This is a genomic window from Acinetobacter sp. V91_7 (assembly GCF_031799075.1).
Taxonomy (GTDB): Bacteria; Pseudomonadota; Gammaproteobacteria; order Pseudomonadales; family Moraxellaceae; genus Acinetobacter; species Acinetobacter calcoaceticus.
On record NZ_JAVQNT010000031.1, the window covers coordinates 210,425 to 234,470 of the forward strand.

The window sequence follows — 24,046 nt, forward strand, 5'->3', positions numbered from 1 at the left end:
TGCCCTTTCCTGTTCAAAAGAGCACTTTTTTGAAAGTAGCTTGTTAAGATATTTCTAAACCATTAAGGTAAAAACGGCTTTGTTAGAAATACAAATCCGACAGAGAAAAAAGTATTATCGTGATGAGACATTTGATTGCCATAACTTGCGTTTAATTGCACAAAGTCTTTATAGACCATGTATCGAAAACCTGTTTGGTAAAAGGCATCATTTCGGTCATTACCATATACTTCGGCAGTGAGCGTTAATGGATGAGTAAGTTGTGTTTCGGTTCCAATTCCCCACGTGGTCTGGTTTTTATGCGTGGTATTTTCACGTAACCAACCAAGGTTGGCATGGATTAAAAATTTATCATCGAAAGTAGAAATACTTAATGGAACATTGACCGTCCAATCTTTCTTTGAAGAATCTTTAGTATTTATTTGAGTGCCAAAAGAAAAACCAACTCCCCAATTATTGGTTTCTAAAGGCTTTAATAAGGTTTTACCTTGTAAGGTTGCATAGCTGACGTGCTCAGTATCATCACTTACTCTTCCCAACCCTACAGCAAATTCAAAATTACCCCCAAAATTACAGGCAGGCATTGCCCAATATTCTTTGTTGTCAGGATTATGCTGCATCCAAGATTCTAGTTGGCAGGTTTTTGGTGAAACAAGAGCTGCATCGTCAACAACCATAGGTCGTCCACTATGGCTAGCGTTAGATAAAGACAATAAACAGAAACCTGAAATAAGTGAGCGTTTCTTTAAAGTAAATACCACTGGCATCACTCCCATAAGTTATGGAGCATATGCGAGTACTGCAACCCGTCATGATTAAATCATGGGCTAATAATAGAAATGAAAAGATAAAAATAAAAACCTCTTCTTGCATCCACAAAAAGAGGTCTGTAAGGACTTCAGTGGATACTTAGACTATTACCGATCGACTATTGTCACTCGAACAAGTACTCACATTGAAGCTCCTAAAAATTAGTTGGGCGGATTCTAAAATTACCTTTGTTAAATATCAAGTTAAAATTTAGTGACAAACTCATCACCCAACCCCCAACAAAAAATATTCAAGCAACCGCTCTCTTTCATCTGGTTTGTTAGGATCTAAAAGCTGAACCATTGCTCCATCAATCACAAACAAAAACATGTGGGCATCTTGTTTTGAAGCATTTTCATTGGTGGTTAAAAGCAGTTTATAGATTTCATTAATGAACCAGTTCCGATATTCAACTACGGTCTGATAGGCCTTTGGATGTGTTTTCGCAATTTCAAAAATAGCCTTAAATGGCAAATGATAAAGCCCTTCTAAGTCGGCATGTAAAAAGTAAATCTTGCGCAGTTTTTCAACTAGAGTTAATTCTTTTTGAACATGGATGATTGAAATTACCTCTTGTTTAAGGCCATCTTTCTGAAAAGTTAGGCTCATTTCAATCAGCCTTTCTTTTGAATGAAAGTAATTATAAAAAGTCGCTTTGGGCACTTTTGCGGAATCAATAATTCGGTCTACTCCGACGTTATGAAAGCCGTATTTATTAAAAAGAAATCTTGAAGTGTGAAGCACGCTTAAAGCACGAAATGGAAGATCTGAATGTGGCATAGTTTTACCATTATAGAAAATTATTTTTGTATATAAATGAGATATAAAAACCGCTACCGTTTTTTGGGAGAAAAAAGGCATAGCAAAGCCCATAAAGACTGTGCGTGGCACATCTCAAGTTTTATTGTTGATTAAGTTTTTAGACGAAATAATTTAAAGCCTGAAAACCTTACGGCGATCAAACTGCTTTAAAAGTTTAAGTTGTGTCGTTATAGCTTTTGACAAAGGCTGCCAAGAAATAATGAATGTGCAAAGCCAACTCCTTTTTATTTGGAGTTCTGCCAAAACATTATAAATTATGGTGGCAGAACGGAAGAGGGTTCGCAGACTGGTCACACAACCAGCACACCCGAGGGTGTCCCTCTCCCGTCCTACCGCAACGGGAGGGAACGAGAAGGCCGCACAAAATTATTCCTCAGAGAAATAATCCTGATACGGGTGTGAATCGGTCTGCGACAACCGACTGGCAATGTAGGCCAGCACGCAAATGTTAATCTTCAATATTTGAGGTGTCAATGTGAAATTGTCTAGAAAATATTTGAATAATTATTGTTTTTCATTAAATTACATATTTAAGTAAAAGCTTAATTAAATATAGTTAATAAAAATTAAATGATCAGTTACCCTCCACATTTTTATAATGAAATATATAATTTTAGCGAAACCCATATTGCTTAGCCCGCCAAACTACAATGAATGTAATAAATAACAATATTAAAAGTACTAGAGGGAAAGAACTCACCCCGAAATTACTGAGTAAGAAGCCACCAATAATTCCCCCACCAGCAATAGCGATATTCCAAACAGTCACTAACATGGATTGAGCAATATCAGCCATATTGGTTGTAGTCTTCGCTAATGCAGTTTGAAACAATGTCGCAGCGCCACCAAACGCGATTCCCCAAATTCCGATTGCCACATAAACGATAACCGCATAATTACCCATGACCGCAAGTAAAAGAGCGGAAAAGCCAAATAACATGATGCTAGTGAGTGTTAATAGGCGTGAATGTTGGTCAATCAACACACCTGTAATGAAGATGCTGAATAATGATAAACAGCCGAATATCAGTAAAATAATGTCCGTATTTTTAGCTAAATCAGCAATTGATAAAAATGGAGCTATGTAGGTATATAGAAGATTATGGGCAAGCACAAAGCTTAGAACAGTCAATAAGATGGGTCTGACACCAGGTAAAATGAATACCTGTTTTAAAGAGATGTGTTTATCAGTAGCCTGCCCCTCAAAGTCAGGTAGTGTGAGGCTTCCCCACACCACTAAAATAATCGCAAAAATACTCATAACACCAAAAGCCATTCGCCAACCGAACAATTGACCAAGGTAAGTACCCGCTGGCACACCTAGAGACAAAGCCAATGGTGTTCCTAACATTGCTATTGCTATCGCACGCCCTTTTAAGTGCTCTGGTGCCATTCGTGTTGCATATCCAGCGAGCAAAGCCCAAAGTAACCCTGCTGAAACACCTGCCAAAAATCGGGCAACCATTGTTAAAAGATAACTGGTAGATAGCGTTGTAATTAGATTTGTCAGAGCAAAACCCGCTAGAGCAATTAATAACAAGGGTTTACGTCGAATACTTTGGGTAGCATTCGTTAATGGAATGGCTGTTAATAAAGACCCAATCGCATATATCGTGATTGTTTGTCCTGCTAAGGGTTCAGATATATTTAAACCCAAAGCTAATTGAGGTAATAACCCCGCAGGTAATGCTTCTGTCAAGATCGTAACGAATGCTCCCATAGCGAGGATGAGTAAAGGAACGATAGGCAACCGATCATTTGAGTACGAGCTGCTCATTCGACTACTCCTATCGCTTTATAAACTGCATCGCGTAGGTCTGTGACAAACTTTCCAGACATACCTTCATAAAGTGTGTTTGTAAATGCGATGACACTCAGATTATGTTTTTTATCGACAAACCATGAATGACCGTAGGCTCCTCCCCAACGCCATGTTCCCTCTGACTCTGGTGATAGTGCTTGCTGAGCATTTCTGAGTACTGAAAATCCGAGACCAAAACCAAAGCCCGGTGCATTAGGTAACTCATAACCACCCGTTTGATCTTTTGTCATTTCAGCGATTAATTCAGTGGGTAAAAATAATGAGTCTTCCTGACGAAGAGCTTCTAATAAGCTAAAAAAATCCTCAACGGTTCCGGCCATTCCTGCGCCACCTGAGAAAAATGCTTGCGAATTAAAAATACGGCGTGGACTAAAACTAATTCCAACACATCCTTCAAATGGTGAAACAACCTCTTCTTCTAATAAAATATGAGGTTCAGGACTATCACTCACATAAGCAGTTGCTACATGTTGGTTATCTGGTACAGCGAAACCAGTATTGTTCATTTTCAACCGATCAGTGACTAATTCTTTAACTGCTTGATCTAAAGGCTTGCCATATACTTTTTCGATTAATGCGCCTAATACATCTGTTGCTAAAGAATATCCCCACCCTTTCCCTGGTTCATAAAGTAAAGGTACGGTAGCAATTCGACGTACGTTCTCTTCCAAACTAATATTGGATGAATCCATACCATCAGATACATCTGCCTGTGAATATGCACCGCCGTTATCTGGTTCAAGAAACCGATAACCCAAGCCTGCCGTATGACTGAGGAGTTGGCGTAGAGTAATGGGAACAAACTTTCCATTTTCTAATTTAGGCTGAAAATATGGCAATTGGTGATGAATCGACTCATCTAAACTCAATTTATTTTGAGCAACTAAAACTAAAGCAGCTGTTGAAACAATAACCTTACTCACTGACGCTAAACGGAAGACAGTATCCATGGTCATGGACATTGATCGCTCCCGATCAGATAGTCCTAATGCTTCACGATGTATCACTTTCCCGTGTTGAGCCACAATAACCGCAGCACCTACTAACTGGTTATTGTCTATAGCTTTTTGAACAACATTTTGAACTAGGCTTAAAGAGGTCGATGCTACAGTAGTACTTGATTCAAACGCTTTGGAATTCATATTAAAAACTTCTTTTCATATTCGAGATTTATATAGTAGGAAGACTCCTATTAAAGAAAAAGTCGGTTATAGTTCCTTGTTATACGGAAGTTTTGTTCCGTAATAAGGAGAAAAGAATGGATAGCCTGAATGGATTTACAGTATTCGTTAAAATCGCTGAGACTGGAAGTATTGTGGCAGCGGGGCGTTCATTAGGAATCTCTGCTTCTGCTGTAGGTAAAAGCTTGATTCGCCTTGAAGAAAAGATTGGTGTACGACTTTTTCATCGTAATACACGCAGTATTAATCTGACTGCTGAAGGAATATTATTTTTAGAGCGTAGTCGACGCATACTGGCTGAAATTGAAGCAGCAGAAATGGAGTTATCGCAAGCAATCAAGTCTCCACAAGGACGATTACGTGTGAGTTTGCCTTTAGTGAGTTCACTGGTATTACCTGTACTGGGTGACTTTATGCAGGAATATCCAGAAATAGAATTAGATCTTGATTTTACAGACCGCTTGGTCGATGTGATTGAAGAAGGATTTGATGCTGTTGTTCGGACAGGTGTTCCAACAGATTCACGCTTAAAAGCCTTGAAACTGGGGACTTTTAGACAATTACTTGTAGCCTCTCCTGCCTATTTACTTCAACGTGGAACCCCGATAGTACCTGCTGATTTATTAGAACACTCTTGTTTACATTATCGATTTTCTCATAGCGGCAAGCTTGAAAAATGGCCCTTAAAAACAACCGAAACCGAACCGGACTTACAACTGCCAATATCGATGATTTGTAATAATATTGAGACACGAGTTTGTTTTGCACTGAAAGGTCGAGGAATTGCTTGCCTACCTGACTTTTCTATCAAAGAATTGTTGAGTACCAATCAACTAGTTCAAGTATTACCGGAGTTTATCGATAGAACTGGCGTATTTAATGTACTCTGGCCTGCAAGTAAACATCCCTCTCCGAAAGTTCGAGCATTTGTTAATTTCTTGTCTGAACGTATGTTTGAAAAATCAAGAATGTGATGTGCTAGAAAGATGGTTCTAGACACAATCTTCGTTTTAATTTCAAAAATAATATACTTTATGTTTTAAGCATTTAATGATGACTTATTTCCATTAAAGTAAACACCAACTTATTAAACGCTTACAACATATTGATCTAGATTTTTTAATGCAAAATGAATCACTTGAGAAAGCTCTTCTTGCGAATATCCATCTCTTGCCTGAACCGATAGCCCATGCAGAACGAGCGCGTAATATTGCCCTAAGATTTTAGGGTCAGCATCTGTAACCAATTGACCATCTGATTTTGCTTGAACAAATCGTTCGACCAGACTTTGGCCCCGTGCAATACGCTGTGCTTTCATCCAGTCTAAAACAGCTTGGTTTTCTTCGCCTAGCACACTCGCTGCCGACACAACCATGCACCCATACGAGTGATTGGCTTGCGTGTAAAGCGTTAGCGCATCTTGAAATAATTGGCTGATTGCATCCTTAATATTTTTTTGCTTTAAAGCATTTAACGCGAAATTACCTTCGTTCTTTTCATAGTGATTTACAGCCTCTCTAAACAAAGCCTCTTTTGAGCCAAATGCTTTATAAATTCGAGCTGAGGCAATCCCCAAAACTTCAACTAAATCTGACATTGATGTGCCTTCATAGCCGTGAAGCCAGAAGAAATCTCTCGCTTTTACGAGGGCTTCTTCTCGATCAAACTCTCTTGGTCTGCCAGCCATAATGACCCTTTATCAAACTTAGTACGTGTTTTCATTATTATTCGAAAAAAATATTTTCACAAATAAATCAAAGAGATTTATTCAAAATAGTCCAGTTTTGTTTTGATTTTCAAATAAAAAGTTGTTTTTATCCAAAATTCAGCCTATTGTTTGTCGATCGACAACTAATTAGGTTTTATTATGAAAACCATCAAAGGCCCTAGTATTCATCTTGCTCAATTTAGCGATGATGTTTTCCCTTTTAACCGTCTAGAAGATATTGCTGCTTGGGTAGCAAACCAAGGCTTTGAAGCGGTACAACTTCCTGCTTGGGATAAGCGTTTATTTGATGTCAATTTGGCAGCAGAAAGCCAAGATTATTGCGATGAAATATTAGGTACTTTAAACAATAATGGCTTAAAAATTAGTGAGTTAACAACTCATATCTTTGGGCAGTTAATGGCTGTGCACCCTGCTTATGACTCAATGTGCGATAACTTTGCCCCATCTCATTTGCATGGCAATTCAGCGGCTAGAACCGAGTGGGCAAAACAGCAAATGCTCGCTTCAATTCAAGCTTCTGCCCGCTTAGGACTTAAAGACATGGGGACATTTTCAGGCTCTTTGGCGTGGCCTTATGTATTTCCATTTCCTCAAAGACCGTCAGGACTCATCGAAACGGCGTTTGATGAATTAGCGCGTCGCTGGCTTCCTATTTTGAATGCTTGTGATGAACAAGACGTCAACCTTTGCTATGAAATTCACCCCGGTGAAGATTTGCATGACGGCATTACATTTGAAATGTTTTTAGAGCGAACTCATAACCACCCACGTTGCAACATTCTTTTTGACCCAAGCCATTTTGTTTTGCAGCAACTGAACTATGTGGAATATATCGATATCTATAAAGATTTCATTCGCATGTTTCATGTTAAAGATGCCGAATTTAATCCAACAGGCCGCCAAGGAATGTATAGCGGCTATCAAAGCTGGGGAAATCGAGCAGCTCGATTCCGTTCTACGGGTGATGGTCAAGTTGACTTTAAAGCGATTTTTTCCAAGTTAGCGCATTACGACTACGAAGGCTGGGCAACGTTGGAATGGGAATGCTGCCTGAAAAATAAGGATGATGGCGCACGCGAAGGTGCCGAATTTATTAAGCAAAATATTATTCATGTCACCGATAAAGTGTTTGATGACTTTGCGGCTGCCCCTGTGAATCAGACTCAAATTAATCAGTTATTAGGTATTTAAGGAATCGTAAGAGATCAACATGAAAACTCAATTATTCAATGAAAACTCACATAACGAATTCCAACATCATTACATTCACATCGAAAGTAAAAAATTACACTACGTCACCTTAGGGGAAGGTCCAGCTGTATTGCTTATTCCAGGCTGGCCGCAGACATGGTACGCGTGGCACAAAGTCATGGTTGAACTGGCGAAACAGGGTTATCAAGCAATCGCAGTTGATTTACCCGGAACAGGAAATTCAGCTCCACTGGATGGAAGTTACGATACTGGGCGTATTGCTAAAATTTTATCGATGCTCATGACTGAACTTGAATATCCAACTTATTCGGTTGTGGGTCATGATATTGGGATGTGGGTTGCCTATGCGCTTGCATCTGACTTTCCTGAGTCAGTGACTCGTCTTGCGGTAACAGAAGCTGTAATTCCCGGTTTGGCACCTGCACCTCCTATTTTTGTTGAGCCTAGTGAAAATATCTTTCTTTGGCATTTCATGTTTAATCAAACGCTAGATTTACCCGAAGCTTTAATCACAGGCCGTGAAGATACTTATTTAAATTATATGTTTGATAAATGGTCGTGGCACAAAGATAAAGTGGCGATTGAAACTTATATTGAAGCCTATAAAATTCCGGGTCGATTAACGGCTGGTTTTAATTATTACCGCTCTATCCCAGAGACCATTCGTCAAAATAAAATCAGAGAAACTAAAAGCTTAGACATGCCTGTTTTAGCTATAGGCGCTGAACATGCCACAGATAATGCACCTTATGAAACCATGAAAAAGGTTTCACCGCATTTAACCAGTGCGATTGTAAAAGACTGCGGTCATTTCATTATGGAAGAACAGTCAGAAACATTTAGCTCTCTCATTTTAGATTTTTTACAGCAGGAAAAAAGCGATGCCTCTACTTGCTGAAATTGAAAGCTGGCTTAAGTCCAGACCAACCACACAGGCTGTAAACTCGTTGCAAGAGCTAAGGGAACAAGTAAATAAAGACATTATTGATCAGCAAGGCATTCATCATGATGCAAGCTATCAGCACAGTTTTTATGTTGCTGTTTCAGATGATATGGAAATTGAAGTTCGTGTTTATGTTCCCTATTCACTAGAAAACGCTGAGCAACGGCCCGCTTTAGTTTTTGCTCATGGTGGAGGCTGGTGTCTGGGAAGTTTAGATGCATGGGACCGCTCGTGTCGGTTATTAGCAGAATCCACTCAACTGGTTGTGTTTTCTGTGGACTATCGATTGGCTCCAGAGTTTAAGTTCCCAACACCTTTAAATGATTTTTTTACGGCCTTCCGTTATATCAGCGAAAATGCTTCACTGTTTGGAATTGACCAAAACCGTATTGCTGTAGGTGGAGATAGTGCCGGCGCAAATATAGCTGCCGCCTCATGTCTCATGGCAAAACAACATCCAGAAATTAAGGTGAGCCATCAACTTCTTTTCTACCCAGCCTTAGATGCCACGATGAGTAGCAAGTCTTATAAGCAATACGCCGAAGGTTATGGTTTGGACTCATCCACAATGGTTTATTGCTGGGATCAATATGTGCCGCATGAAAGTGAAAAACAGAATGAACTTGTAAGCCCATTACTCGCTCAGTCTTTAGATGGACTGCCAGATGCAACCATTTTTATTTGTGAATATGATCCCGTTCGCGATGACGGTGAAAGATATGCTCAAAAACTGTGGGATGCTGGTATTCAGGTGAATTTTCATTTGTTAGACGGAATGATTCATGGCGCGATTCACATGCTGGCAATCAGTCCCGAGAATGTAAAATCTATCTATAGCAAAATTCGTATGTAGATATATTTTTCCATTATTCAAACATGTTGCTTAGTCTGGCCACTCTTCAAAATTGTTTAATTACACTTCTGGAGTGGCCCAATTAAATTTTAACTATGGATGTCGATTATCTCAGTTAAGCTTATGACACCGTGAACTTAACGCTATTATTTTGATAGATTGGCGTAATATCCTTGCCATTCAGTGTCACTTTTTTGTAGGTGCCTTGGACTTTTTTAGCTGATAACACCGTATAAGTTCCTGCCGCTAAATTGTCTTTTGTGACGAGCTGCAATGTTCCATTTAAAGTCAGGGTATTTGCCACCTGAACTGCTGGAAGTACATTCGATTTAAACGTGATGTTGAATGTGGTCCCTGCAAGCTGAGTTAAGCTACCCGCAATATTAACGGTTTTAGCTGAGTTGGTTTTTAATAGGCTATTTTCATACATATAAATATCGCCTTGACCAGCACCATGCTCAGACAATATTTCTAAACCACCCTGCTTTAAATCAATACCGCCCGTAAATGCGTTATTTCCTGTCAGTGCTAAAGTTCCCGTGCCTAATTTGGTGAGTTTACCTGCACCCGTAATATCATTACTCCATTGGTCATATTGGCTAAAGCCACCTAAACTTGCATCCATGGTCAGATTTACGTCACCATCAAAGCTGCCATAACCTGCGCCCGCTCTAAACAGGTTTAAACGACCATATCCTTCTACGTCATCCATGACAGGATAACCCGAAGCAAGAGCAGTCGATTTCAAAACTACACGGCGCTGATCGGCTGTTAAATAAGGAAGTCGGGTTTCCAGTAAAACCTCTGCGCCTTTAGGTACTATGGCTATTTTTGTTTTATCGCCAATTTGGTTAAAATCATAGGTCATCCAGTGATTCACCTGCTGTTTTAATTTTTCAAGATCGGCAAAACGGTCATTAGCGTCATACGGTGTTTTAGACAAACTATTAAACGATTCAAATGTTGAGCTATTGGTTTCTTTCATAAGCTGTGTTTGAGCTTGTAAATAAGCTTCTTTTCGTTGCTCGACAGTCATGGCATTTAAGTTTGCAACATCTGCGGCAATCGACTGAAGTCGTCCACCAATCACGTCCATCGCTGAATGCATGCCCGCAATAATACGTGAATCGCCAAGATCTAAACCACGCGCGATCAGTTCCTGATAACGTTGAGGCACTAAATAAGCCATTGCAATTGCATTTCGGCCAGCTTCGGCTGTGTGCCCACTCGGGAATCCACCGTCAGTTGCAGGCGTACTACTTTTTGCAGACTCTAAACTCGGTACAACAATAACTTCTGAACCCCAACGCCACGGGCGAGCATATTTATAAAAGCGTTTTGCTGACTCCGTCGATGAGTTATTCCCCATCGCTTGAACAAATTCAACGACTTTTCCAAAGTTGGCGTTTCCATCAGCCGTCGTCAGCCCACTATTATTTCCTTTGTCATCATATTTTACTTGTGCGGCATCAGCTGGCACTGAATTGATTGTGGTGGTCTGCCCAGTAAGTTTTCGCCACGGATCGGTCAATGCTCCCATCCCTGTCGTTACGCTATAACTTTTTCCGCGTCTATCATCTAAATAGGCACGTATAGCTTCTTCTTCTGTACGTTTATGGGTGGTCTGAATTGAATAATTAATATTGTAGTTCAATACATCTGCATTCTTTTTTGTACCGTCCGTTCTGTCACCCGGTAAACCTGTCCAGTTTGATGCGACTACAGCCGGAAAGCCATCTTTTGCCTCAGCAGATTGGCCTGCATCTACAAATAAACTTGAGGGCGTCCATACATCTAAAAAGCCACTCAGCACACGTACCCCAGCATTTGTTTCAACCGTGGCATAACGTGCATCGCCACGTTGATTGGTCACCCATGAATCTACAATGGTGGTGATATTTGATGGGACTGGAGCAGTATCCTCAAAACCTACACCCTTTGGCGCTGCGGGTATTTCTTGATTTGCTGTCGAATTATCATCAGAAGAATTGCTGTCATTACACCCTGTAAAAAAGACCGAACAAGAGATAAGAGAAAGTAAAAGTGTATTTATTTTAAAGCTTGACATGATGTGACCCGTTTAATAAATATCCGTATCTTTCATCATTAATGTTTAGTTGTTATTACATATCACCAGTTAATTTAAATTTATTCTAAATAATATCTTTTCAGTTTTATAGGTCGGAATTGCCCATAAGCAAATGGATAAGGAAATTCTTTAAAGACAAGAATATCTAGATTCAGAGGGTGCAATTGTGAAACATTCTTGGTGATACTATACTCATACTCAGGAACACCATGTTTGGTATGGGCTGATTCGGCTATCGATATAGAATTATAAGAGTGCAGCCACTCTAATTAGAACTATCAAAAAGGATTAAAGGTGCTCTCTATCACACTATCAACAATATACATATAAGGTGTATTTCATATGAATAACTTACAATATTTTGAGCTAAAAAGTGCCAGATCAATTTTATTATTACTTGCACGCATACTGCTAGTTGCTCTTTTTCTCATCTCAGGCATACCCAAATTGATGGGGTTTGAGGGCACTGTGGGTTACATGCAATCATTACATACCCCTCTTCCTGTTCTTGCAGCCGCTATTGCTGTAGCAATGGAAGTAGGCGGATCTCTTCTTATTGTGCTTGGCTTCTTTACCCGTCCAGTTGCTTTAATTTTTGCTTTATACACATTAGGAACTGCAATTATCGGCCATGCATATTGGAATATGACAGGTGATGCCGTTCATCCTAATATGATTAATTTTTACAAGAATATAAGCATTATTGGGGGATTCATTTTATTAGCGTTCACTGGTCCTGGAACTATCTCTTTGGATAAAAAGTAAGATCCTTAAATTATCAGCTAATTTAAGAAGCATTGAGCTAAACGCAATAAACAAACATAACAAAGTTAAGAAAAAAGAGAGCTCAAGCTCTCTTTTTTTATTTTAAAAACTCATAAGAATAAGAATAAAATCCAATTAAATCAAAAACTAATCCAAACTATTCAGATATGACACTTGTTTAAGAAAATCTTTTAAAGGCATGGGGCATCCCCATAAATAGCCTTGAAACTCCGTGCAGCCATTGTTTTTAAAAGCGCTAAACTGTTCAGCAGTTTCAATTCCTTCTACTAACACTTGTAGGTTCAAATCTAGTCCAATTTTAATAATACCAGTGACTAATTTATTACTACGTTTATCATCCAAAGCTGCTTGTACAAAGCTACGATCAATCTTGATTTGTCTAATGGGCATCTTCTGTAAATAGCTTAAAGATGAATAACCTGTACCAAAATCATCAAGAGAAAGCTGAATTCCATTTTTAGACAAGAAATGCATTTTTTCAATCATGCTTACACAATTCGTTAAAGCAATATTTTCAGTGATTTCTAATATGAGTCGAGATGGATTTATCTCATACTGCTGAATCAGCCCGATCACACTCTGCTCAAAGTTTGGTTGCATGAAGTGATCAGCACTAATATTGATTGAAAGCGTAAGATCTTTGGTCTCGTCTTTTTTACTCCAATCTTTTAAAACTTTGCAGGCTTGAACCAATACCCACTCCCCAATCTCTGGCATTAACCCAAAAGTTTCAGCCGCGGGAATAAAATCTTTCGTGGGAACATAACCTAAAACTGGATGTTGCCATCGTAATAAAGCTTCTGCGCCAATTAGCGTTTCAGAAGCATTAATTTGCGGTTGATAAAAAAGCTCAAATTGTTCTTTAGCCAGTGCTAAACGTAGGTCTTGCACCATGGTATTTTCTGTTTGTATCTCTAATTGCATGGTGTAAATTGAAATACAAATCATGAGCGTAGCGACACAAGTTGCAATCCATCCACCATGGTCACGAATATCTTCAGGCAAAGGTATAGCGCTATCAAGATTAAAAGAGCTGCCACTAAAAAATATAAAGCACCCGATCGACAATAGAATTAAAACGATTTGTAAAAAGCTTGGATTTCTACGGTAATTTAAATACCCCAATATCGCCCCAGCAGGTAAAAACAATTGAGCAACCTGCGGACGGTCATTTGTAGCTACATCAAAAAATAAGCAAAAAATGACTGGGAAAACAAGCAAAACGACTTGAGATAAAAGAATGCCCGCTGAAACACGGTTTATATAAATGAGAAAAAGACTAAATATGGAGATCAGTGTAAAAAAGATATCCATACCAACAATCAACCACATTTGAGAAAATGCGAAATATATGGTCCAAAACAAGCAAAAAATAATGCAAATAAAGATATTCGCTTTTGCTGCGATTGTAAGCTGCTGATCCTTTACGGCGCGGTAATTTTTCTGACGTTTTTTAAAGTAAGACGGAGCTATCATAAATAAATCAACCGTAAAATATTTCTTCATAGACCCCCATCTTGATCATTGATTTTCCTTTTCAATATTCACCAATAAAACTTCATGTTTTATTCCCTTGTTCTTTATATGATTCGACTTGAGATCAGTGTTGTTTTAATTGTGGTGGTACAGTCCAGTTGTTTAATTGAATGATGTTGCTTTTTCAATCACCCTATAATTTTAAAGTATTATTCCCTAACGATACATGCCTCAGCGACTAAGGTACAGGCTTTAAATAGTGAAAAATTAGAACATTACCATTTTTAGAATATATCGTTTCAATGATTGATATTAATAATAATTATCATTACTATTTAAGAATATCTTAAATGTTTGTTTAATTGTGCTACTCATTTCCAATTTGTGGGCTCCTCTGCTATGAACCTGAATGTAGATAAACAAGTATGGTTTAGCCAAATTTACCGTTCTCAGCAAACCACGCTCTTGTCATGGTTTAAACATAAACTTCAGCACCATCATCAATCTGAAGACCTGAGTCAGGAAGTGTTTTACCGTGCTTTAAAAAGTGAATATAGTTTTAAACAAATTAAAGAGCCACAAGCATGGCTAATGGGGATCGCCAAGCATGTCATTATTGACCATTGGCGTCGTCAACATATTGAAAATCTCTATCTCGATGCCCTACAACATCTTCCAGAAGAATATTATCCCTCTGCCGAACATGAAGTTTATATTCAAGAAACCTTGTATCAGGTTCATTTAATTTTAGAAAAACTCCCCACCCGAACGGCTCAAGTGTTTTTGATGTCGCAACTAGATGGCATGACTTATCGAGAAATTAGTGAAAAAATCAATATTTCTGAGGCCACAGTAAAAAGAGATATGAAACAAGCTTTTTTGGCATGTATAGACCTCTATAATTAAACCCGTTAAACGCACTTAAATTGCTACCCTATGTCAGATATTACGAAAATCCCTCACCATGTTTTAGATACAGCCGCAGATTGGTTGGTACTTTTGCATTCAGAGGAAATGACAGCGTTACAGCAGCAACAGTTTGAGCAATGGAAAGCTGAAAAAAAAGAACATCAATTAGCACTCCAGCAAATGGAAAAGTTTAGCCATGGTTTAACAAACCTTGCAGGTAACTTCCCTTCCGAAGCTTTAGTCCAGTCCAATCAAAAATTTAACCTCGCTGCTAAACGCAATATGCTGTTAAGTCTTTCGGGCTTAGCCATTGTTGGTTTGTCGGTATATTTCATCCCTTGGGAAAAATGGCAGTCCGACTATCACACCAAAGTCGGTGAAATTAAAAAAGTATCATTAAAAGATGGTTCACAACTCATTATGGCAAGTAATTGCTATATCGATATAAATTTCACACAAGAGACACGCCAGATAAAACTGATTGATGGGGAAATTTATATTGAAACAGCAAAAGATGCTCAACATCGGCCATTTATTGTCGAAACCAAGAATGGTTCGGTAGAAGCCTTAGGAACTCAATTTTCAGTGAGACAAGAAAATAGCGAACAAACAAAAGTTAAAGTGTATAAGCACGCAGTAGCCATTGAGCCAGAGCACTCATCTAAACGGCAGATATTAAAACAAGGTCAGCGTGCTTTTTTTGATGAAAAATATATTTCAAAATCACTTCCACTCGATAATGATCAGCCTTACTGGACCCAACAACTTTTAGTCGTAGATCAATGGCCACTACAAAAAGTGTTGGATGAACTATTCCGCTATAAAAAGGGAACCTATAGCCTCGATCCAGAATTGAAAGATATTAAGATTTCTGGCGTGTTTTCTCTAAAAAATCCTGAGCAAAGCTTAGAAACTTTGGCCTATGGCCATCAACTTGAACTGACCTATTACAGTCCTTATCTGTTAAATATTAAAAAAAGATAAAAAAACATGACCCTTTTTTTGATCTGATTCGACTTATAGAGAAATACACTCTCTGTCGAGAAGACCACATGAAGGATTATCAAGCAAAAAGTAAACTGGCTTTGGCTATACGTGCAGTGCTGTGGAGTACGCCATTGGTGGTCACGGCGCTTACCACAACTTCTGCTTACGCTGCGCAAACTTATCGCATTTCAATTAATCAAAGCACACTTGATCAGGCCATTAAGCAACTAGCGATTCAAACGGGTACAACCATTAGCTACGATAATGCCAGCCTTTCAAAAACAAAAAGCAAAGCGCTTAAAGGGAATTACGCTGTTGATGATGCCTTAAACCTTTTATTGCAAAGTCACCCATTTGAAGCCGTTAAAGTCAACAATGGCGGCTATAGCATTCGAGTGAAGTCTTCTCCCGCTCCGATTGAACCCAAAGTCTTTCAGTTGGAAACGATTAAAACCAAAGCAAATAACAATAATGAATTTGATACGGCGGGCGGTGAAGCAGGTACAGCCCATTTAGCAACAATTCATGTTAATGCTGATCATGGCGAAAACCTAACAACCGAAGGTTCAGGTTTATATACGGCGAAAGCAACCACCGCTTCTACTGGCTTAGCATTAAGTCTGAAAGAAACGCCTCAACTGGTCAGTGTAATCACCAATCAACAAATGAAAGATCAGAACCTGACACAACTAACCGATGTTGTAAGTCAGGCGGCAGGCCTCTCAATTAAACAAGGCGGAAATATTGGTAGTGATAATTCCCCTATTTATGCTCGCGGTAAAGAAGTGGATAGTTATTTACTCGATGGCGTGAAGCTCATGAGTTCATATTCAAGTATTTTCCAAAGTCAGGATATGGCTTTATTTGACCGTGTCGAAGTCGTGCGCGGTGCAAATGGCTTAATGACAGGTGCTGGAAGTGCAAGCGCAAGTATTAATCTGGTCCGCAAAAAACCATTACAGGACTTTAAAGCTTCGGTGAGTGCTGACATTGGTTCTTGGGATTCTTACCGTACCGATATTGATGTTTCCACACCACTTAATGAATCTGGGACTATTCGTGGTCGTACCCTATTTGCCTACCAAAAATCAGACTCTTATATCGACCGTTACAACGAAGAGCGTAAAGTGGCTTATGCCGTAGTAGAAGCTGATTTAACCGACCGAACCAAAGCAAGTTTGGGTGCAAGTTACCAACAAATCGATTTGACTGGTGTCGCTAGAGGTGGTTTACCAAGCTTTTATACAGATGGCACACTCATTAATTGGTCCCGTTCAGATTCAGCGGCAGCGAGTTGGACGGGTTCAGACCGTTCAACGACATCTTACTTTGCTGATATTGAGCACCAGTTTAATGACCGCTGGAAATTAAAAGGTGTGGTGTCTAGAACCATTACCGATTCAGATGAAATTGTAGGCTATACCTACTCGAGTGAAGGAATTGATAAAGTCACTGGTAGTGGAGCAATGTTATACGCAACCCGTTGGGATTATCGTCCTACTCAAGACTTATTTAATTTAACTTTAAATGGTTCATTTGATTTATTTAATCAAACTCATGATGTAGTACTCGGCACAACCTACACAAAAAGTAAAAATAAACGCCCCACCTATTCTGGCTGGAATAACGGAATGACATGGGACGGCACTCTAAAAAACATTTTTGCGTGGGATGGCAGTACACCTAACCGCCCCGAAACAAAAATAGATGGTTGGTACAGCGGAGATGACCGTAGCCAATCTATTTTTGGTGCCATTCGTCTTAAAGCAACCGACAATCTTGCAGTCATTTTAGGTACTCGAATTGAAGACTGGGAACGCGTAACGGGCAACCATTCAGATGCTAACAATAAGACCACCTACACAACACAAGAAGAAAGTGGCAAAGTGATTCCATATGTCGGCATTACCTATGATTTCACTGACAACTGGACTGCATATGCAAGTTATACCAATATTTTTTCACCACAAGATAAGAAAGCTGTTACAGGCGAATACATAGATCCATTAATAGGCAATAGTACCGAGCTGGGGATTAAGGGTGAGTTTTTTGATAATCAGTTAAATGTCGGCGCTGCTATTTATCAAACTAAAGAGGACAATACAGCGATTGCATTAACCAATGTATTTGCCCCAGATGGTTCTCAAGCCTATCGAACAGAATCTGGCACAAAAAGCCGAGGTTTTGAAATTGAAGCGACAGGTAAGTTGACTGATTTATGGCAAGTTTCAACAAGCTTTAGCCGTAACTTATCAAAAGATAGCCAAGACAACCGATTAAATACTGGTGTGCCAAATAACACAGCCAAACTGTTTACTACCTATACTCTGCCTTATCTTGATGAAGCGCTTACCATTGGGGGCGGCATTCGTTGGCAAAGCGAAATTTATGAGAAAAATGCAGTCTCTGCAACGGGTAGATTTACTCAAGAAAGTTACGCTTTAGTCGACTTAATGGCACGTTATAAGGTGAACAATAATCTTATGCTCAACTTCAACCTTAATAATTTATTTAATGAGAAATACCATTTAGCCACCACAAATAGCTATTACGGCGCTCCAACTAATTTTCGAGTGGGTGTGAAATATGAGTGGTAAATAAATTACTCGACTTTTAAAGACCTTACTTCAGAGGCAAATAATGTTCTTCTGAAGTAAGGTTAAATCTACTTAATAAGCTGGACTAGAATATTTTCGACTAAGCTCAGGTTATAATATTAGACATGCTCTATTATTTTATTTAATTCTCATATGAAGAATACGTTTTCTGACAGCAATCAAATTAGACAAGTGTCTAGCTTCCCTGAACTTATAAATACAAAGTTTCAAGGAGAGGCAAATGCGATGTGTTGGCACAGAAATTTGGTTGGTGACTTTAAAGAAATTGTGAATAAACTTCATTTAAAAGAAAATATTACAGAAGTTTCTATTGAAGACCTTTTAGCGCTAAACCTTTCAGAACAAGGCAATCTGGCAAGGGAAACTATTTTAGAAGATATCGAGCAGTTAACTGAATTTGGCGCATCACCTGTACTTAATTTGCTTAAACATTATGAGCGCGATGAAGAGCTAGATTTCATTTCAACAGACGTATATTCATTTCATGTTGATCGCTCCCCCATTGAAACAGACACCTTTTTATGTACCTATCACGGCGCTGCTAGCGATATTGTGCCCAATGATCAGGTTGAACAAAAAGTTTTAATCCCAGAAATTAGAGAAAAGCTCAAAGAATTACATGATGGCCCAGATGTTGAATTTGAAGCCTTCTTGGCAGAGTATTTTTTTGATTTGCATTATCAGCCTAAATCTAACGCCCAACCTGTAAATTTAGGCACGGGACATTTGTGGCGTCTGGCGGTAGACCATCCTACACAACAGGTTTTACCGTGTGTTCATCGAGCACCTGTTGAAAAGGATGGCGAGTATAGATTGCTGTTGATTTGTTAAATGTTTCGGTGGTTCTTATATTCATCATTACTTTTTTCTACTCTTAATATATGACATTCACACGAACCCAATCTTCATACTTGGTTGCCTGAACATTGGTACTCGATGTAATTGCCCCATGAATAGGAATAGTTTCTTTCATTCCTGTTGCGACTCCTGAACGTACTTTACTTCCTGACCCTCCCCAAATTTGGGTATGACCAGCATCTTGATAGAGTACATATGCAACAGATGCTGTGCTTGCAGCAGATTTAAGTTCAAAGTTATTGTCTGAAGTTACCGCCAATTGATACGGTGTATTTTGACTACATTGGACAGATACATCCGTTCTTGCACCAGCAACTGGCTGAGAGCGAACAACTGAACCAAAATCTAAATTTCCTTGTGTGGAAACTTCACACGTTTCTACAATAGTTAAACTGACCTTTAATGCTGTAGATGTATTTCCGGCATCTGCACTATTTATTATCAGCATTCCCATAAGAGAAAATAAGGCGTATTTAATGACTTTCATTTCTTCTCCTTATATTTTCGTTCTAATATCTATTCGTCTTTATATTGTTATTTCTCTGTTCTGGTTAAAGAAACAGTTTTCAGGATCTTTTAGTTATAAAACTTAATATTAGGTAATGTCAATCAATACCAAACACATGATTTCCATCTTGTTTTTATAAATTGTGATGAATTACACGCAATCTAGTTAATTTTAAAAGTAGTTGATGTTTTTTATTTCTTTTAAGCAGATATTTTGTCAACATTGATCACCATGTATACCAGCCTACTCGCCCTACTTCTAAAGATTATTAATAATCTGATCATCGGCTTTTAAGGCCATATTTAATAATTATGTCTATTATCGCAATTGCATAAATAAATTGATCAAAATAATATCTCGATAAATAGATTATAACTTTACATATTATTTATCTTATTGATTCAATATAAAGAAGATTGTGAAGTTAAATTTAAAATGAATCATTCTGGCGATTAAAGCCACCCGTTTTTAATTAGAGAAACTATTGATATGAAAAAATATTTATTATTACTTTTACTCAGCTTTTATTCGATTCATTCATTTGCTTCAGACAAACTACATGGCAGTGTTTGGAAAACAATTGATGATGCAACCAATGAACCCAGAGCACTGGTAAGATTTAACGAAGATAAAAATGGTAACCTCTCTGCTAACATCGAAAAAATACTCGTTCCGAGTGAAGCCAATAAATGTACGATGTGTGAAGGCACCTACAAAAACAAATCTTTAATTGGTTTAACCATCGTCAAAAATTTAAAAAGTGTAGGTCAAAATAAATATGACAAAGGATCTATCCTCGACCCACAGTCAGATAAGACATATCGTTTTAGTGCAACAATGTCACCAGATGGGAGCAAACTTATCGCTCGTGGATACATTGGTATCTCTGCAATTGGACGGAACCAAACATGGTATCGAATTAAATAAGCTTCGAGGTCTTTAAAAGACTTTGTTTATAAATTGCATGGTTTTTTGACATAATCATTTATCTCAAGAGCCATGCAATTTTTTCAAAATTGTCTGAATATTCTTAAGACTTTTTAAAATATTCTCGAGGTGTTACACCAAAAGCCTTTTTGAATGCATGGCTAAAATGTGAAAAATCAGTAAAACCATAATCTAAAGCTACTTCAGAAATGCTAGCCACCCTACCACTTTTTAGTGCGTCACGACTTGCTATTAAACGTTCAGACCAAATGACTGACATGACCGTCTTTTGATGTCTTGCAAATGCCCTACTCAATGTTCGTGTTGATACACAATGTGTCTGTGCAATCTTTTCTAAGTTAAGTTCAGGATTTTGTAAATTTCTTAAAATAAAACTCATCGCTTTACTATATAAATCCCGCTCAATATTTACCTTCGCAATATCCTGTACTTCTAAACTTAATACCAATAATTCTAAAGCTGATTTAGCAAAGCGTTCAGCAAAATCTATGTTGGAAAAATCAAATGCTTGATCTACTGATTGTCGTAGCATCTCACGCAAAGGAATAATTCCAGGCCGAGTTTCATCCAAAACTTGAGCAGTTAAATGTTCAATATTAGGAACACGATTGATTAATAAATAGCGAGGAATTCGGATTAAGTGATTTTTGTTTCCAGCCAAATTAAACTGAAAGGTTTGTGCAGCATCGTATAGCATGAGGCTATTATTTCGGTATTGTGTTGTTCTGCCACCTTGAGCTAATTGTCCACAACCATTTTCCATAAATCCAAGCCACAAATCATCATTTGGCCCAAACCGTAGATGCTTTTCAGTGCGTTCCCAAAAGTGCATAGTTGATGAAACAGTGCATATATCTATCAAACCAAGATGACGTACACTTAATTCACCATTAAAAGATTTTTCATCTTCAGGCTTGCTTTGAGCTGGAATACAGTGCCTTAACACAACATCATTCCAATATTCGAAACGTTCAGATGCATTTATATCTTGAGTTGAATAATGAATCGGATTTAATGACTGATAATGATTCATGGCAATTTAATCCCTTATACGACTACGCAAGATGTCAAAAAATATGGTCTTGCTTTTATCAAGCAACTTTCATACCACTACTCTTCTGTTATCTCTTTGCACAGTTAAAGTCTTTTCCATAAGACTCGTTTGTTTTATTCATCTACTTATACTTTTTTACATGCTGATCGAGCAATCCTGCAACATCAACAGCTCACTATAAATTAAACGATATATTTTTTTTGATCAAACTAAAACCTGTCTTTTTTAAACAAGCGATTGTCCATTCTGACCAAGTTTCGTTTTATGCCTTGCGTAATATCAATATAACAACGGTGCTCCCCCAACATAAACAACCGTTAAAACAACGCCTAATTGTTTTGATTAAGGCAATACGAATTTTGCGATCGAAACACTGCAATAAGAGATGTAGGAGAAAAGAAATGGAATCAGCAATCGACAAACATCTAAAATGTCCTCGCACACTTAGCCGCCGAATTCATGATGAATATGAACCCCCATTTGCCATGTGGGTAGCTCGGGCTGATGCAGATCTTCAGCAAGTTGTGATGGCTTATTTAGGTATACAGTTTAAACCAGACCAAAAAGCTGCGGCTGTAAAAGCGATGCAGCACATCGTAAAAAGTTTTGGTTTAGAAAACGGACCATTAAACCACGATATAACACATCATACTGATAATCAGAACTATGAAAATTATATTGTGGTTGGTTACTGGCGTGATCCCGCTGCCTACTGTCAATGGGCACGTTTAGCAGAGGTCAATGACTGGTGGAACTCAGATGAACGTCTAAATGATGGCATCGGTTATTTTCGTGAAATTGTTTCGCCACGGGCTGAACAATTTGAAACCTTATATGCATTTAAAGAAGATTTGCCTGGTGTGGGCGCGGTCATGGATCGTATCAGCGATGATATTCAAGAACATGGATATTGGGGATCTGCACGAGAACGCTTTCCGGTTTCACAGACAGATCGCATGTTAGCCAACGGCGAATTACAGATACTTTCAGGTGATCCTCAAAAAGGTGGACGTGTAATCGTACAGGGCCATGACAATATTACGTTAATTCGTTCTGGTCAGGACTGGGTCAATGCAGATGAACAAGAAAGAGCATTATATTTTAATGAAATGCTTCCTTCATTGCAGGATGGCATGGATTTCCTTCGCGATGAAGGCCAATCTGTAGGATGCTATAGCAACCGTTTTGTTCGGAATGTTGATCTGGACGGTAACTTACTCGATATCGCTTACGATATAGGCTACTGGCGCTCATTAGATAAACTAGAACGCTGGGCAGAATCACATCCCACACATCTCAGAATTTTTACCACTTTTTTCAAAGTTGTTACCGGCTTACAAAACTTGCGTCTTTATCATGAAGTTTCAGTCAGCGATGCCAAACATCAAATATTTGAATACATCAATTGCCACTCCCAAACAGGCATGATGCGGGACGCACAAACCACCTAAATAACCCTAAAAATTATTTTATTTCACAAGAATACAGGCACAGTCTGACTGTGCTCATGGCTGGTTATTGCCTAAAGGAAATGCAAATGAATTCAAAATATTATAAATATTACATGATGTTAATAGCCCTACTGGCTGCATATGCTGAAACACATGGGGCTGAAGTTATGCCAGGTGATTATGAGCAAGCTCCCGGTGGCCTAACTCTCGGTGCAATATATTATCAACATGCCACGACCGATGCACTTTATAGCAATGGTTCAACTGCCGCAAAAGATATGAAAGTCGAATCAAACATAGGAATCGCAAGGATGATCCATGTATTCGAACTCAGCGATCGCGTCACCATTGAGCCACAGTTCTTATTACCCTTTGGTCGCGTTGAAGGTAAAGACAATGCAAGCGGACTTGGGAGCACCTCTGGTATAGGAGATCTTGTTTTAACCGCTCCTGTCCGCTATCGCTTAAATGATGCTAAAGATGTTCTTGCAGGAACGCTTTATCTTAATGCTCCGACCGGAGATTACGACAATGATAAACCGTTAAATTTGGGGAGTAATCGCTGGAAATTTGATTTACAGGGTGCATATGTTAAACATTTCACACCAAACTGGGCATTAGATCTGGTGGGTGATGTGGTCTTTTACACCAATAACGATAATTACGGAGCAAATTCTGACACCCTTAAACAGGATATCTCGTTTGAAACACAAGTCATGGGACGCTATATGCCAAATGCCACAACCTCTTTGGGATTAGGCATCGGGCATAACTGGGGTGGTGAAACCAAAATCAATAATGTTTCACAAGATAACTCAACCGAAACCACCAACATTCGCTTTGCTATTAGCAAATTTATGACGCCTAAAGACCAGTTCGTAGTGCAATTGGGACGTGATCTTTCAGTAGATGATGGCCTTAAAGAAGATTTTCGTCTGAACTTGCGTTATTTACGCATTTTTTAAAAGTTAGCCCCTATCAGGATAACTG

At 38.6% G+C, this 24,046-nt stretch carries 21 protein-coding genes; 12 read left to right on the top strand and 9 right to left on the bottom strand.

Annotated features, from left to right (window positions below):
- Positions 1-62: 62 nt before the first annotated feature.
- The 4 genes from RMB03_RS07460 to RMB03_RS07475 all read right to left on the bottom strand — a co-directional run bounded on the left by RMB03_RS07460 (position 63) and on the right by RMB03_RS07475 (position 4,596).
- Entirely contained in the window at positions 63-767 is a 705-nt protein-coding gene (locus tag RMB03_RS07460; protein WP_311075066.1) for a hypothetical protein, read from the bottom strand.
- 268 nt (positions 768-1,035) lie between these two features.
- Complete coding sequence (locus RMB03_RS07465; RefSeq protein WP_311075409.1) at positions 1,036-1,590, bottom strand: TetR/AcrR family transcriptional regulator; 555 nt, start codon at positions 1,588-1,590, stop codon at positions 1,036-1,038.
- A 655-nt stretch (positions 1,591-2,245) separates the two neighbouring features.
- On the bottom strand, positions 2,246-3,409 hold the full coding sequence (locus RMB03_RS07470; RefSeq protein WP_311075068.1) for an MFS transporter: 1,164 nt from the start codon (positions 3,407-3,409) through the stop codon (positions 2,246-2,248).
- Positions 3,406-4,596 carry a serine hydrolase domain-containing protein gene (locus tag RMB03_RS07475; RefSeq protein ID WP_311075069.1) on the bottom strand — a complete coding sequence of 397 codons (1,191 nt, stop codon included), beginning with the start codon at positions 4,594-4,596 and terminating at the stop codon, positions 3,406-3,408. Before RMB03_RS07475 ends, RMB03_RS07470 begins: the two co-directional genes overlap by 4 nt.
- 116 nt (positions 4,597-4,712) lie before the next feature.
- On the opposite strand from RMB03_RS07475, the gene RMB03_RS07480 reads away from it, so the two are divergent.
- Entirely contained in the window at positions 4,713-5,609 is an 897-nt protein-coding gene (locus tag RMB03_RS07480; RefSeq protein ID WP_311075070.1) for a LysR family transcriptional regulator, read from the top strand.
- 113 nt (positions 5,610-5,722) lie between these two features.
- Here the strand turns inward: RMB03_RS07480 and RMB03_RS07485 are convergent, their stop codons facing one another.
- Positions 5,723-6,322 carry a TetR/AcrR family transcriptional regulator gene (locus tag RMB03_RS07485; RefSeq protein WP_311075072.1) on the bottom strand — a complete coding sequence of 200 codons (600 nt, stop codon included), beginning with the start codon at positions 6,320-6,322 and terminating at the stop codon, positions 5,723-5,725.
- Between the two features lie 180 nt (positions 6,323-6,502).
- Here RMB03_RS07485 and RMB03_RS07490 point away from each other — a divergent pair, with 180 nt between their 5' ends.
- The 3 genes from RMB03_RS07490 to RMB03_RS07500 are packed head-to-tail and all read left to right on the top strand — an operon-like array spanning position 6,503 to position 9,372.
- Positions 6,503-7,555, top strand: a complete 1,053-nt coding sequence (locus RMB03_RS07490; RefSeq protein WP_311075074.1) for a sugar phosphate isomerase/epimerase family protein — start codon at positions 6,503-6,505, stop codon at positions 7,553-7,555.
- Between the two features lie 19 nt (positions 7,556-7,574).
- Positions 7,575-8,474, top strand: coding sequence for an alpha/beta hydrolase (locus RMB03_RS07495; RefSeq protein ID WP_311075077.1), 900 nt, complete (start codon positions 7,575-7,577; stop codon positions 8,472-8,474).
- Positions 8,458-9,372: an alpha/beta hydrolase gene (locus RMB03_RS07500; protein ID WP_311075079.1), complete on the top strand. Its 915-nt coding sequence runs from the start codon at positions 8,458-8,460 to the stop codon at positions 9,370-9,372. The genes RMB03_RS07495 and RMB03_RS07500 overlap by 17 nt, the downstream gene beginning before the upstream one ends.
- Positions 9,373-9,493: 121 nt before the next feature.
- Here the strand turns inward: RMB03_RS07500 and RMB03_RS07505 are convergent, their stop codons facing one another.
- Positions 9,494-11,440, bottom strand: a complete 1,947-nt coding sequence (locus RMB03_RS07505) for a phosphatase PAP2 family protein (protein WP_311075080.1) — start codon at positions 11,438-11,440, stop codon at positions 9,494-9,496.
- A 363-nt stretch (positions 11,441-11,803) separates the two neighbouring features.
- Between RMB03_RS07505 and RMB03_RS07510 the strand changes: the two genes are divergently transcribed.
- Positions 11,804-12,226 (top strand): DoxX family protein, encoded by a 423-nt coding sequence (locus RMB03_RS07510; protein WP_017390317.1) that lies wholly within the window; start codon positions 11,804-11,806, stop codon positions 12,224-12,226.
- Between the two features lie 147 nt (positions 12,227-12,373).
- Here the strand turns inward: RMB03_RS07510 and RMB03_RS07515 are convergent, their stop codons facing one another.
- Positions 12,374-13,753 carry an EAL domain-containing protein gene (locus RMB03_RS07515; RefSeq protein ID WP_311075082.1) on the bottom strand — a complete coding sequence of 460 codons (1,380 nt, stop codon included), beginning with the start codon at positions 13,751-13,753 and terminating at the stop codon, positions 12,374-12,376.
- 369 nt (positions 13,754-14,122) lie between these two features.
- Here RMB03_RS07515 and RMB03_RS07520 point away from each other — a divergent pair, with 369 nt between their 5' ends.
- The 4 genes from RMB03_RS07520 (at position 14,123) to RMB03_RS07535 (ending at position 19,068) form a co-directional block, all read left to right on the top strand.
- Positions 14,123-14,629, top strand: coding sequence for a sigma-70 family RNA polymerase sigma factor (locus tag RMB03_RS07520; RefSeq protein ID WP_004642252.1), 507 nt, complete (start codon positions 14,123-14,125; stop codon positions 14,627-14,629).
- Between the two features lie 30 nt (positions 14,630-14,659).
- Positions 14,660-15,616, top strand: a complete 957-nt coding sequence (locus RMB03_RS07525) for a FecR family protein (protein ID WP_311075085.1) — start codon at positions 14,660-14,662, stop codon at positions 15,614-15,616.
- A 68-nt stretch (positions 15,617-15,684) separates the two neighbouring features.
- Positions 15,685-18,216, top strand: coding sequence for a TonB-dependent siderophore receptor (locus RMB03_RS07530; RefSeq protein ID WP_311075087.1), 2,532 nt, complete (start codon positions 15,685-15,687; stop codon positions 18,214-18,216).
- Between the two features lie 153 nt (positions 18,217-18,369).
- Positions 18,370-19,068: a DUF1826 domain-containing protein gene (locus RMB03_RS07535; RefSeq protein ID WP_311075088.1), complete on the top strand. Its 699-nt coding sequence runs from the start codon at positions 18,370-18,372 to the stop codon at positions 19,066-19,068.
- Positions 19,069-19,111: 43 nt separating this feature from the next.
- Here RMB03_RS07535 and RMB03_RS07540 read toward each other — a convergent pair whose 3' ends face one another.
- Positions 19,112-19,582 carry a spore coat U domain-containing protein gene (locus RMB03_RS07540; RefSeq protein WP_311075089.1) on the bottom strand — a complete coding sequence of 157 codons (471 nt, stop codon included), beginning with the start codon at positions 19,580-19,582 and terminating at the stop codon, positions 19,112-19,114.
- Positions 19,583-20,092: 510 nt separating this feature from the next.
- On the opposite strand from RMB03_RS07540, the gene RMB03_RS07545 reads away from it, so the two are divergent.
- Entirely contained in the window at positions 20,093-20,530 is a 438-nt protein-coding gene (locus RMB03_RS07545; protein WP_017390310.1) for a DUF2147 domain-containing protein, read from the top strand.
- A gap of 103 nt (positions 20,531-20,633) precedes the next feature.
- On the opposite strand, the gene RMB03_RS07550 is transcribed toward RMB03_RS07545, so the two are convergent.
- Positions 20,634-21,584: an AraC family transcriptional regulator gene (locus tag RMB03_RS07550; protein ID WP_151745392.1), complete on the bottom strand. Its 951-nt coding sequence runs from the start codon at positions 21,582-21,584 to the stop codon at positions 20,634-20,636.
- A 422-nt stretch (positions 21,585-22,006) separates the two neighbouring features.
- Between RMB03_RS07550 and RMB03_RS07555 the strand changes: the two genes are divergently transcribed.
- The gene (locus tag RMB03_RS07555; protein ID WP_311075093.1) at positions 22,007-23,056 is read left to right on the top strand and encodes a phenylacetaldoxime dehydratase family protein; all 1,050 of its coding nucleotides are present in this window, start codon (positions 22,007-22,009) and stop codon (positions 23,054-23,056) included.
- An 86-nt stretch (positions 23,057-23,142) separates the two neighbouring features.
- Positions 23,143-24,021: a transporter gene (locus RMB03_RS07560; RefSeq protein ID WP_045435736.1), complete on the top strand. Its 879-nt coding sequence runs from the start codon at positions 23,143-23,145 to the stop codon at positions 24,019-24,021.
- The last annotated feature ends 25 nt before the right edge of the window (positions 24,022-24,046 follow it).